We start from the raw sequence: 12,146 nt of genomic DNA, 5'->3' as shown, positions 1-12,146 counted from the left end.
GGTCGGGGGGTGTCCGTCCTCGGAACGGCGCGGAATCGGTCACTCACCAACTCACCCGTGTTGACGCGCCAACCGCTGCGGGCGGACACCCCCCGACCCACCCCCTTCCCGCCGCGGGCGGCTGCCGCGCCGTGCGACTGACGTCATAGCGGGGCGGTCCCTTCCGTCGTGGGGTGGCTGCGGCGCCATGCGACTACGCCGCGGTGAGCCGGTGCCACTGCGTCGCGGGCGGCTTGGGCGCCGTGCGACTGGCGTCGGAGCGGGGCGGTTCCCGTCCGTCGTGGGTGGGTGCGGGGGCAGGCGGCTACGCCGTGGTGAGCCGGTTCCCGTCCGTCGCGGGCGGCTTGGGTGCCGTGCGGCTGGCGTCGGAGCGGGGCGGTTCCCGTCCGTCGTGGGTGGGTGCTGGGGCATGCGACTAGGCCGCGGCTAGCGGTCCCGCTCCGTCGCGGGTGGGTGCGGGGGCGTGCGTTCGATGTCGGGGCGGGGCGGGCCGCTCTCGGTGTTGGGGGTGGATGCGGTTTGGGTGGGGGGGTGCGGGCAACCCGTTGTGCTGACCGGCCCGGTGAGGGGTCGGTCGGGTCGAGAACCCGGAAGGCATTCATGTCCACTGGCTGGATCATTGCTCTGATCGTGATTGTGGTGGCGGCCGCCCTCGTCGTGGCCGCCCTGACCTTGCGCGGCCGTGGCGCGGGCGGCGGACGGGACCTCAGGCGGCGCTTCGGACCGGAGTACGACCGGGCCGTGGCCCGGCACGACGGCGATGCCACGGCCGCCGAACGTGAGCTCGCCGAGCGCGTCGAGCGGCACGGCAAGCTGCGTCCGCGGCCGCTCGAAGCGGCGCAGCGCGAGCAGTTCGAGGCGCGTTGGACGGCCGCCCAGGAGCGCTTCGTCGACTCGCCGCGGGACGCCGTGATCGAGGCGGACCGGCTGCTCGCCGAGCTCGCCGGGCTCCGGGGCTTCCCGGACGGCGGGCAGTACGACGAGCAGTACGCCGCGCTGTCCGTGCACCACGCGCACCGCGTGCACGGCTACCGCCGTGTCCATCGCATCGCCGGTACGCCGGTGAACGGTGCGCAGGGCGGGGGCGCCGGTACGGAGGAGATGCGTGAGGCCATGGTCGAGGCCCGCGCCCTGTTCGACGACATGCTGCGTCCGGCGCGGGAGGACCGTCAGGCGCGTCCGAGTGCCGAGCGGGCGAAGACCGCCCACACCGGTTCGGGCCGACTGCATCTGCCGGCGGGCTTCGGGCGCCAGGCGAAGGGGAGTTGAGACACATGAGCGACGTGACACGGCCCATGGGCGGCGGGGAGCCGCAGGAGCCGGACGGCGGCGTACGGCGCGACACGACGCCGGGCACGGCGCGGGACGCCTCCGGTGGGGCCTCGCTGCGGGCCGGTGCTGTGGCGCCGGGGGGAGAGGGGGCCCGTGAGGCCCACGAGGCCGCTGGGGCGGCCCAGGAGGCGCGCAGGGCGCACGACGCCCGTGCCACCGCCGCCGAGGCGCCCGCGAGGCCGCCGGCCGACCCCGCCGCCCCCACCTCGCGCCTGGCCCCGCTGCTGCCGGGCGAGGAGAGCGCCAAGTTCGAGCTGCGGTTGCAGCAGGCGATGGCCTCGTTCGTGGACGGCCCCCGGGCCGCCATCGAGGAGGCGGACCATGTGCTGGAGGAGATAGCCGCCCGGTTCACGGAGGCCGTCACCCAGCGGCGCCGCACCCTGCGCCGTTCCTGGGAGTCGAGCGACGAGGCCACCCCGGCGACCTCCGACACCGAGCAACTCCGTCTCGCCCTGCGGGACTACCGCGAGCTCGCGGAGCGGCTGCTGCGTCACTGAGCCGTCGACAGAGCTATTCGGCCGCCGCCCGGCCCTCCCGCCACCGGCGTACGACGTCGTCCACGTCGTACGGCTTCAGACCCAGCGGGGGGCCGGGCGGCGGCTTGAACATGACGTCGCGGATCTTGACGTTGACATCCTCGACGATCTTCCGCACGAGCCGCTCCGAGGGGGCCGCCATCGCGGCCAGCAGCGCGTCCTCTGCCTCCTTGCGCAGGGCGAGGGTGGGGGGCAGGACGGAGAAGCCCTCCCGGGCGAGCTTCCGCTTGATCCACCACTGTTCGTCGTAGGTGCCCTCGATGTCCTTCGGCAGCGGCTTGCCGGCGCCGGGCAGATGGGCGAAGTCGCCGCGCGCCTCGGCGTCCCGGATCTGTTTGTCGGTCCAGGACTCGAAGCCGACCCCCGGTGGCTTTCGCTCGGTCATGAGGCCATTGTGCCGGACGCCGCCGCGCCGGGCGATTTATCATGCGGCGGCGGCAGGCCAACCCGGCCTGCGCATCAGGACATTGCAAGGGAGCGCACGTGCTCGAACTGACCATGGCCACCGTCTCCGGTGCGGACGCGGGTGTCACGGCCGGCATGATCATGGCCGACGCACCCAGCGAGCCGGGGACGATGCTGCGCGTGGGCCGGGACAGGAACGTGTGCCGGCTCGCGACGCCCGACGACTGGCTGTTCGTCTCCCGGGTCCACCTGGAGTTCCTGTGCGGGCCGGACGGCGACTGGCAGGTGACCTGGCTGCGCGGCTCGCAGCCGGACCCGTCCTCCGAGGTCCGGCTGGTGTCCGGCGAGTACGCGCAGCCGCTCGCGTACGGCGGCACGATGCCGCTGCCCCGGGGCGGCAACGGCGAGATCGTCATCGTGGACCGCACCGGGCCGCGCAGCGTGAACGTGGGCTACTACCACGAGGTCTGAGCGGCCGCGCGGTGCCGTCAGCCGAGCACGCGGGCCAGGGCGAAGCCGTCGTAGCCCTTGCTGCCCACGGTCTGGATCGCGGTGCCGGTGAGCCTCGGGTGGGAGCCGATCAGTTCGAGGGCGGCGCGGGTGCCGCGGACATCGGGCGCGGTGCTGGCGGCGTCGGCGACGCGGCCGCCGCGGACCACGTTGTCCACGACGATCAGGCTGCCCTCGCGGGCCAGGCGCAGTGCCCACTCCACGTAGTGGGCGTTGTTGGCCTTGTCGGCGTCGATGAAGACCAGGTCGAAGGGCGGGGGGTTCTCGTCGGCGAGCTGCGGCAGGGTGTCCAGGGCGGCGCCCACGCGGACGTCGACGATCTTGTCGAGACCTGCCCGGGCGATGTTGCGGCTCGCGACCTCGGCGTGCTTCGGGTCGTACTCCAGGGTGACCAGGCGGCCGTCGGCCGGGAGGGCGCGGGCCAGCCAGATCGTGCTGTAGCCGCCGAGCGTGCCGATCTCCAGGATGGCGCGGGCGCCCTGGAGTTCGGCGAGGAGCTGGAGGAGTTTGCCCTGGCTCGCCGTGACGCCGATCGGGGGGAGGCCGGCCGCGTCGCTGTCCCGCAGGGCTGCCTGGAGGACCTCGTCGTCGCCGGCGAGGTGGGTCCCGAAGTACGCGTCGACGGTGTCCCAGATCTGCGACTCGCTCATGCGCTCTGCCTCTCGTCATCTAGTTAGAAGTGCTAACTAGATCGTCTAACGAGTGTATGGGGGTGCAGGTTCCTGTCCCATGGGGCCGAGGTCGAGGAAAGGGGAGAGGCGATGGAGGACGGCGGACCGACTCCGCGATTGCGGGACGCGCTGCGGCGGCTGGAGGAGGGGCTCGGGCGGGTGCTCGCCGACGCCGGCGACGGGCACGCCCGCTGGGAGCTGTACCGGGCGGCGCTCGACTCCGGCCCGGCCCGGCCGGCGTTGCGGGACGCCGTCGCGGCCGAACCGGACGGCGCGCTCGCCTCGGGCGTGGTCGGCGAGATCCTGGAGCGGCTGCCGCGCGCCGAGCGGGGCGACTGGGTCGGGGCGCTCGCTCCGGAGGTCCGCGCGTTCGCCGAACACCGGGCGCGGGAGCTGGCGACGCTGGAGGATCTCCGCTCCGGGGAGATCGCCCCAGGCCGCGTCCCCGAACTGCTCGCCGACTGGAGCGACTGGCTCCAGCTCCGGGTCGCGGCCGAGGCCCGCGCCCCGGTCCTGCGCACCCTGGCCGTGTCGGGCCGCACCAGACGCATCCGGCGCACGGCCGCCGAGTGCCTCGGCTGATCCGGGCTCCCGCCGCGCCACCTCCACCGTCGTGGGGCGACTGGTGCCGGTTTCGGGTCGTGGTCGAGGCGCTTCGCCCGGTCCTGCGCACGCTCGCCGTGTCGGGCCGGGCCAGGCGCGTCCGGCGCATGGCCGCCGAGTGCCTCGGCTGATTCGGGCCCCGCCGCGCCACTTCCATGGTCGTGGGGCGACTGGTGCCGGTTTCGGGTCGTGGTCGAGGCGCTTCGCCCGGTCCTGCGCACGCTCGCCGTGTCGGGCCGGGCCAGGCGCATCCGGCGCATGGCTGCCGAGTGCCTCGGCTGATTCGGGCCCCGCCGCGCCACTTCCATGGTCGTGGGGCGACTGGTGCCGGTTTCGGGTCGCGGTCGAGGCGCTCGCTCCGGCGGGCCAACCACCTGGACGCGGACTGGCGTCGTCGCAGGCGGCGGCCAGCAGCAACGTCCTGGAAGTCCTCCGCAGCCGTGACTCCGGGAACTGAACGTGTTGCACAGCGCGCCCTGGCCGCGCGCCCCTTCTGACCCGACGGGGCTTCAGTGTTCGTCGGGCTCCAGGGAAGGGGCCGAGCCCGGTAGGGGGCGGCCGGCTGATTCCGTCATGAACCAGACCGCCACGCCGCCGATCACGGCCGCGGCCATCATGTAGTAGGCGGGCATCATCATGTCGCCGGTCGCGCCGATCAGGGCCGTGACGACCAGGGGGGTCGTGCCGCCGAAGAGGGAGACCGAGATGTTGAAGCCGATGGAGAGGGAGCCGTAGCGGACCCGGGTCGGGAACAGGGCCGGCAGTGCCGACGGCATCGCGGCGGTGAAGCAGACCAGCAGCAGGCCGAGCGCGCCCATGCCCAGGCCGATGGCCGGCAGGCTGCCCTGGCGGATCAGCAGCAGTGCGGGGAGGGAGAGGAACAGGAAGCCCGCGCAGCCGACGGCGATGACCGGGCGGCGGCCCACGCGGTCGGTGAGGGCGCCCGTGAACGGCTGGGCGATCATCATCAGGGCCATCACGGCCAGGACGACGAGCAGCCCGTGGGTCTCGTCGTAGTGCAGCTCGCTCGTGAGGTAGCTCGGCATGTACGACAGCAGCATGTAGTCGGTGACGTTGAAGACCAGGACCAGGCCCATGCACAGCAGCAGCGCCCTCCACTGGCCCGTGACCATCTCGCGCAGCGGCACCTTCGGCCGCTCCGTCTCCGCCTTCTCGACCTCCGCCGCGAACGCCGGGGTCTCCTCCAGCCGCATCCGCAGGTAGAGGCCGACGATGCCCATCGGGCCCGCGATCAGGAACGGGATCCGCCAGCCCCAGGACAGCAGGTCCTCGGAGGACAGCAGCGCGGTCATGAGGGTGACCAGGCCGGCGCCGCCGATGTAACCGGCGAGCGTGCCGAACTCCAGCCAGCTGCCGAAGAACCCGCGCCGCTTGTCGGGCGCGTACTCGGCGATGAAGGTGGAGGCGCCGGCGTACTCGCCGCCGGTGGAGAAGCCCTGGACGAGGCGCGCGGCGAGCAGCAGGATCGGCGCGCCGACGCCGATCGCGGCGTACGACGGGATCAGGCCGATCGCGAACGTGCCGACGGCCATCATGATCATCGTCAGCGCGAGGACCTTCTGGCGGCCGACGCGGTCGCCGAGCGGGCCGAAGACCATGCCGCCCAGCGGGCGGACCAGGAAGGCCGCGGCGAAGGCGCCGAAGGTGGACAGGAGCTGCGCCGTCGGGTTTCCGGACGGGAAGAAGACCTTGCCCAGGGTCACCGCGATGTAGCTGTAGACGCCGAAGTCGAACCACTCCATGGCGTTGCCCAGCGCCGCCGCCTTCACGGCGCGCCTGACCAGGGCGGGGTCGGTGACGGTGGGCTCCTGCGCCGGCGGGCGGGTGCGGACGGGGAACGGATGCGGTGCGGCGGCGGTGGCACTCGACAAGACTTCGCTCGCCTGCCTTTCGACGGGGACGGGGACGGGCCCACGCGGCAGCGTCGGCGGCAGGCCGAAAGTCGACGATAGGGGGCCTTGTCCCGATTACGCACGGTGGCCATTTCGGTGCATGGGGCACGTAAATATGCCCTGTGCAGGACTGTCGGGGCGTGTCCGGATGTCGCTCCCGGGGCCGCCCTGTGATCTATCTCGCGCCCGGCCGAAGCAACTCGACCCCCCTCCCACTATCGTCTTCCGGACAAAAGGCGAGCGGACGTCAGGTGAATCGGGGGTTGCCTGCGTCCCTCTCCCGGGGGGCGGTGCCACCCACAGGGGTGCGCGGATCGATGGGGCGGGAGGCCGACGAGGCGTGGCGAACGCGGAACACAGCGAGAGACCGGCGGGGGCTTTCGGAGCGAGCGCGGGCGCACGGCTGCGTGCCGCGCGCATGGCCCTGTGGCTCGTCGCCGCGATCCTCGGCATACGGCAGATCGCCGTCGTCCTCGGCACCCCGCGGGGTGAGCGGCTGACCGACCTGGAGACCTGGGTCGGCCCGGACGGCGTGCTGCACGTGGAGGGCTCGCTCTACGACTCGACCCGCTTCACCGGCACGCCCTTCGGCGGCCTGGTCCTCAAGCCCCTGACGCGGGCGGCGGAGCAGGCGCTCGGCTGGGGCTGGACCTTCGGCACGCTGCTGCTGGTCGTCGTGCTCGGCCTGGTCGCCGCCCGCTCCCTGCCGCGCCCCGTCAGCCGCCGTACGTCGCTCGTCGCGGCGCCCGTCGCGATCTGTCTGCTGATGCTGTCCCTGCCGGTGCGCAACGCCTTCTGGCTCGGCCAGACCAGCATCATCCCGGTCCTGCTGGTGCTGCTCGGCTGCCTCGCCGTGCGCGGGGAGCGGGCCGGGGGAGCCCTGATCGGCGTCGCCGCCGCCCTCCAGCCGACGGTGCTGCTCTTCGCCCCGCTGCTGTGGTTCACCGGCCGCCGGTCCGCGGCGGCCTCCCTGGGCGCGACCTTCGCCGGGACCACGGCGCTGGCATGGCTGGCGATGCCGCACGACTCGTACACCTACTGGGTGCACCACATGGCCGGTGTCGGTCTCGGCGGGCGGGCCGACGACCTCGCCAACCAGTCCCTGCACGGCGCGCTGCTGCGGCTCGGCCTGTCCGGCCCGCTGGAGACGGTCCTCTTCCTGACCCTGGGCGCGGCGGTCGCCGCCCTCGGGCTGCGCCGCGCCGTGCGCTACGCCCGGGACGGTCAGCTCCTGCTGGCCGTCGCCCTCACCGGCTGCGCCGCTATCGTCGTCGCGCCGACGGCCTGGCAGCACCAGTCGCTGTGGGTGCTCCTCGCGGTGGTCGGCCGGGTCGGCAGGCGCGCCGCGGACCGCCCGGTGTGGCCGGTGGCGGTGGTGCTGGTCATGACGCTGCCCGCGCGGATGCTCCTGCCGGACATGGCCGCGCTGCACCCGCTGCGTGACAACGTCGTCCTGCTCGCCGCGATCGCCGCCGCCACGGCGGTGCCGTTCCTGTCGCGCACCTCGCCCCACTACCGCGACCCGGTTCCCACGCGCTACGCCCGCCCGGTCCCGGCCCGCTGGCGGCGCATACCGCTGCTGCCCTTCCTGCGCCGCGTCCTCGGCCGCCCCAACCTCCTGCTGGAGCTGCTCCTCATACGCGTCACGTACGCCGCCTACTCGCAGGTCCGGCTCGCCGCCACCGGCGGCACGATATCCGGGGGCCGGGAGCGCGCCGAGGCGCACGGCGAGCAGATCCTCGCCATCGAGCGGTTCCTCCACATCGACGTCGAGCACACGCTCAACCACGCGATAGTGGAGGTGGACTGGCTCCGCCGGTTCTTCGACTTCTACTACACCTCGTTCCACTTCGCCGTGCCGCTGACCGTCCTCGGCGTCCTGTACTGGCGCCGCCCGGTCGACTACCGCTGGGGCCGATCCACGCTGGGCCTGACGACGCTGCTGGCCCTGATCGGCTTCTGGCTCTACCCGCTCGCCCCGCCGCGCCTGATGCCGGACTTCGGCATCATCGACACGGTCCACGGCGTCCAGGACTTCTCCCAGCCGGACTACGGCACCCTGACCTCCCTCACCAACCAGTACGCGGCCATGCCGTCGCTGCACTTCGGCTGGTCCCTGTGGTGCGGCGTGATGATCGCGATCGTCGCGCCCAAGGGGTGGATGAAGGCGCTGGGCCTGCTGCATCCGGCCTTCACGGTCACCGCGATCGTCGTCACCGGCAACCACTGGGTGCTGGACGCGGTGGGCGGCGCGCTCGTGGTGGGCGCGGGCTTCGGGCTGGCGTATCTGTTCCAGGGGCCGAGGGCGCGGCCCGCCCCCGAGGCGGTGGCCGAGGCGGCACCCGAGCTGGTGCGCGACCGGAGCTGACGCGGCCTCAGGGGCCGGCGTGCACCTGGCAGGCCCACAGGCTCGGCGTCCCCGGGTAGGTGTCGCGCAGGGCGCGGACGGTGTGGTGCAGGGCCTCGGCCGTGCGGGCCACGTCGAGCGTGCCGTCGCCGCGGTCCAGGGCGTCGTACACGCCGAGCGCCACCTCGGCGCCGATCACGTCGTCGACGTGCCAGAGCGAGCCCACGACATGGGGGAAGCCCGCCATCTGGAAGGCGCTGACGATGTGGACGGCCTCGTCGGCGAGTTCGGGGCTGGTGCGCAGGGTGTCGCAGGCGGAGAGGTAGGCGAGCCGGACCGCGGGGAGCCGGAGCCGGGCCAGGTCACGGACGGTCAGCGGGCGTTCGGCGTGGTCGTGCAGGACGAGCCGGCTGCCGGAGGGGCGTTCCAGGTCGCCCCGGGCGTGGCAGGCGAAGTGGGCGTAGGCGTGGTGGTGCAGGGCGGAGACCACCGCCGCGTGGGTGGCGGAGGCGTCCGCCAGCAGCGTGGCGCCGGGCAGCAGGCCGGCCAGGTGCCCGGCCTCGCGGCGGGCGGCCGGGAGCGGGGCCTGCCCGACGGCGTCCGCGACGCCGACGACCAGGGTCCCGGAGCCCGCCGGGCGGGCGGCGCGCAGCCGGGCGTGGTGCAGGGCCCGCAGCGTCGGCGTGTACGAGGAGACCACGCGGTCCAGGGCACCCGGGGCACCGGCGGGGGCCGCCGCGTGCAGGGGCAGCGTGCCCAGCAGCCCGCCGGGCGACCACCACACCCGGGTCGCCTCGGGGAGCGCGTCGAGCACCGGCCCGGTGACCGCCCGCCACAGCCAGCCGAGGGTGTCCCGTACGACCTGCTGGGCGCGGTGCGACTCCTTGCGTGAGGTCCCCGGTCGGTCGATGCGCACCAGCGCCTCCTGGAAGCTCCGGTGCCGTGCCGCCGTCGTGCGCGGGTCGAGGCCCGGCAGCGGCACGGCGTCGACGGAGTGCGCGGTGACGACCAGGGCGTCGCTGCCGTAGGGGGAGACGTTGACCAGGACCACCGGGCCCGCCGCGGCCGTCGCGCGCAACCGGCCCTCGTCCCAGTCGCGCACCGGGCGCAGCAGGTCCAGTCCGGGGTGCTCGGCGCGGATCCGGTCGGTCAGGTCCCGCCACTCGGCGGCCAGCAGCTGCCGCCGGTCGGCGCCGGCGGAGTCGGGGCCGGGCGGTCCCTCCTCCAGGAAGCCCTGCGCGCCGGTCGCCGTGTCGAGGGCGTCACGGAGTTCCTCGAAGCGGGCGGCGAGTGCGGGGGCGGCCTCCCGGAGCCGGGTCAGGTCGCTGTCGGCGTCGAAGGCGTGGGACAGGATCACGCCCCTGGCGTGTTCGAGGAGGCCCACGGCCAGCGCGGGACGTCCGCAGCGCACCGCGCAGGCGGCCGCCGCGGCCCCCAGCCCGACGGTCCGGCTCAGCAGGAACTCCTGGTCGTCGCGGACGAGATGACGGGGCGCGACCGAGTGCAGCAGGTCGACGGCGACGACGAAGCCGTCCAGGGCGCGGTCCCAGACACCGAGTTCCGCCCAGGCACTGCCCCAGGACCGCGCGGCGTCCAGGCGCAGGGAGGGCGGGCACTGCTGCTCCAGGGCCGCCGCGCGGAACATGTCGGCGGCCTCGGCCACGTCGGCTCGACGGCGCCTGCGGCCGGGTTTCCGGCCGAGCAGCGCGCTCCCGAGGTTCGTCAGACGCTGCGTGCGCTGCGGGTGGCCCTCGGGGGTGGCCTCGACCGCCCGGCGGAACAGCGCGACCGCCTCGGCCCGGACGCCCGGCGACAGCAGGGCCAGGGGGCTCGCCAGCCGCGCGGTGGCGGCCATCGTCAGGGCGCCCGGCAGGTCGGGCGAGTGCGCGGGCAGCGCGGCGACCACCGAGTCGGCCAGCTCACGCGCCTCACGGATGTCGCCGAGCCGCGTCGTTCGCGCGAAGCGGACCATCAGGGCCAGTGCGAGGTTGTGGCGCCGGCGGGGCGAGAGGGGGGCGTCGCGCGGGGAATGCGCGAGTGCCTGCCGCAGGAGTCCGACGGCCTCCTCCAGCTGGGCGACGGGGTCGGCGGCCCGTTCGACGCCCATGACCAGGCCGAGACCCATGGAGCTGAGCAGCGCCGCCCGGTGGGCGTGGCCGAGGCCGGGCAGCGCCGCGGCCCGGTGCCGGCACTCCCGGGCCTCCCGCAGGTCCTCGCCGTCCTCGGTCAGCTGGTGGCGCAGGCCCAGCACGCCCCCGAGGTTGAGCAGCCTCACCCCGAGCATCCCGTGGCCCTCCGCGGTCACCGCCACCGACTCCCGGTGGGCGCGTACCGCCTCGTTCAACTCCTGCGGATCCCCGGAGCGCCGGTAGGCGGCGGTGAGCACCAGCCCGAGATCGTCGAGCGCCACGGCCAGGTCCGGATGGCCGGGCGGCATGAGCGCCAGGGCCTGCCGGAGCAGGCGCAACGCCTCGTCCAGGTCCGCCCGGTTCGCCTCCGGGGCCCGCTGGTGGCGGGCGTAGCGGGCCATCGCGGGAGCGAGCAGCGCCGAGCCGGGAACGGCCGTGGTGCCCGTGGCCTCCGGGGCCGTCGCGGTGAGGTCGAGCGACGCGTCCAGGTCGGCCGGGGACCCGGTGACGACGGAGCGGGCACGCAGGGCGTTGCCGAGGGCGTTGCGCAGGACGGCGGTCTCCTCCGGGGCGGTGGCCGCCCGGAGCGCCTCGCCCAGCACGGCGACCGCCTCTTCCAGGTCCTCGCTCCGGCCGGAGTGCTGGGCCCGCAGCACGAGCGCCATGCCCAGGTCGTGGCCGGCCGGCGCGGGCCCGTCGGGGTGGCCGGGCAGGGCGCGGCGGCACAGGTCCACCACCTCGTCGCACTCCGCCGGTGTCGCCCCGTCCCGCTGCCGCAGCAACAGCAACGCGCGTGCCAGGGAGGTGAGGTACCGCTGCGGGGGCAGGCTCCCGGGCGGCAGCTGGACCAGCACGTCCCGCGCGAGGCCCACCGCCTCGTCCAGGTCCTCCGGGTCGAAGGACCGCAGATGGCGCTCGCGCAGACGGTCGCCCAGGGCCGCGAGGGCGACGAGGCGTTCCGGGGCGTCGGCCGGGACGCGCTTGAGCGCGCGGTGGGTGAGCGGCACGGGATCCGCGGCGAGCGCCGCGAGGTCCCCGAACGGCCAGCTGGTCCCGGCGACGGCCACCGCGCGGGAGACCGCCGCGAGCCGGGCCGTGAACGTGGGGTCGTACTCCGGCGTCGCGAGCACGGCGAGGCTGCCGCACCCGATGGCCGCGGCCAGCCGGACCTCGCGCGCGGCCACCTGGCCGGCGAGCAGGGCGGCCAGCCGGTGGAGCTCGCGCACCTCCTCGGTGGCGTCCGCGGGCGGGTCGTGCTGCCGCCCCTCCGCCGCGATCACGGACGCCGCACAGTGCGCCGCCCACTCGGCGGGACCGTCCGCGTCCGCCGGGTCCGGGCACGCGCCGGGTCCGGCGGACGCGTAGTGCGCCGCCAACTCCGGCGGCACGGCGGCCGGATCGGCGGCCCACACCGGGTGGAGCAGGGTCCCGGCCATCGCCCCGTGGACGCCGGCGTCGGCCTCGGGGCCGAACCTGGCACGGGCGAGGCAGAGCCGGCCGGCCGCGTGCCGGGCCTCCATGTCGGTTCTCGGGTCGGCGGCCCGCAGCAGTCCCCGCAGCTCGGCGTCGGCGTCGGTGCCGAGCACCGCGCTCCGGTCCACGCCCCGGTCGGCCCGGGCGAGACGCGCCCGCACCGACCGGAGGAACCGGTCCCGGTCGTCCCTCACCCCGTCCGCCCCCCGCCGTCGACTCCGGTGGCC

The 12,146-nt window shown here is 74.8% G+C and carries 9 protein-coding genes; 5 read left to right on the top strand and 4 right to left on the bottom strand.

What is annotated here, in order from left to right; translation table 11 throughout:
* The first annotated feature begins 600 nt into the window (after nt 1-600).
* Entirely contained in the window at nt 601-1,269 is a 669-nt protein-coding gene (locus ACIP2X_RS25525) for a hypothetical protein (RefSeq protein ID WP_401676699.1), read from the top strand.
* Nucleotides 1,270-1,274: 5 nt separating this feature from the next.
* Nucleotides 1,275-1,829 carry a hypothetical protein gene (locus tag ACIP2X_RS25520; protein ID WP_401676698.1) on the top strand — a complete coding sequence of 185 codons (555 nt, stop codon included), beginning with the start codon at nt 1,275-1,277 and terminating at the stop codon, nt 1,827-1,829.
* Between the two features lie 13 nt (nt 1,830-1,842).
* On the opposite strand, the gene ACIP2X_RS25515 is transcribed toward ACIP2X_RS25520, so the two are convergent.
* The gene (locus ACIP2X_RS25515; RefSeq protein ID WP_401676697.1) at nt 1,843-2,253 is read right to left on the bottom strand and encodes a DUF1992 domain-containing protein; all 411 of its coding nucleotides are present in this window, start codon (nt 2,251-2,253) and stop codon (nt 1,843-1,845) included.
* Between the two features lie 98 nt (nt 2,254-2,351).
* Here ACIP2X_RS25515 and ACIP2X_RS25510 point away from each other — a divergent pair, with 98 nt between their 5' ends.
* Nucleotides 2,352-2,744 (top strand): hypothetical protein, encoded by a 393-nt coding sequence (locus tag ACIP2X_RS25510; protein ID WP_401676696.1) that lies wholly within the window; start codon nt 2,352-2,354, stop codon nt 2,742-2,744.
* Between the two features lie 17 nt (nt 2,745-2,761).
* Here the strand turns inward: ACIP2X_RS25510 and ACIP2X_RS25505 are convergent, their stop codons facing one another.
* Nucleotides 2,762-3,433 carry an O-methyltransferase gene (locus tag ACIP2X_RS25505; protein WP_401676695.1) on the bottom strand — a complete coding sequence of 224 codons (672 nt, stop codon included), beginning with the start codon at nt 3,431-3,433 and terminating at the stop codon, nt 2,762-2,764.
* A 111-nt stretch (nt 3,434-3,544) separates the two neighbouring features.
* On the opposite strand from ACIP2X_RS25505, the gene ACIP2X_RS25500 reads away from it, so the two are divergent.
* A complete protein-coding gene (locus tag ACIP2X_RS25500; protein ID WP_401676694.1) occupies nt 3,545-4,036 on the top strand; it encodes a hypothetical protein in 492 nt (163 codons plus the stop codon).
* 530 nt (nt 4,037-4,566) lie between these two features.
* Here ACIP2X_RS25500 and proP read toward each other — a convergent pair.
* Nucleotides 4,567-5,949 (bottom strand): glycine betaine/L-proline transporter ProP, encoded by a 1,383-nt coding sequence (gene proP / locus ACIP2X_RS25495; protein WP_401676693.1) that lies wholly within the window; start codon nt 5,947-5,949, stop codon nt 4,567-4,569.
* 361 nt (nt 5,950-6,310) lie between these two features.
* Here proP and ACIP2X_RS25490 point away from each other — a divergent pair, with 361 nt between their 5' ends.
* Nucleotides 6,311-8,338 carry a bifunctional glycosyltransferase 87/phosphatase PAP2 family protein gene (locus ACIP2X_RS25490; RefSeq protein WP_401676692.1) on the top strand — a complete coding sequence of 676 codons (2,028 nt, stop codon included), beginning with the start codon at nt 6,311-6,313 and terminating at the stop codon, nt 8,336-8,338.
* Between the two features lie 7 nt (nt 8,339-8,345).
* On the opposite strand, the gene ACIP2X_RS25485 is transcribed toward ACIP2X_RS25490, so the two are convergent.
* The gene (locus ACIP2X_RS25485) at nt 8,346-12,113 is read right to left on the bottom strand and encodes a CHAT domain-containing protein (RefSeq protein WP_401676691.1); all 3,768 of its coding nucleotides are present in this window, start codon (nt 12,111-12,113) and stop codon (nt 8,346-8,348) included.
* Nucleotides 12,114-12,146 lie beyond the last annotated feature (33 nt).

The sequence above is a fragment of the Streptomyces sp. NPDC089424 genome (genome assembly GCF_044749345.1).
GTDB lineage: Bacteria > Actinomycetota > Actinomycetes > Streptomycetales > Streptomycetaceae > Streptomyces.
This window is presented reverse-complemented; position numbering and strand designations above follow the sequence as displayed.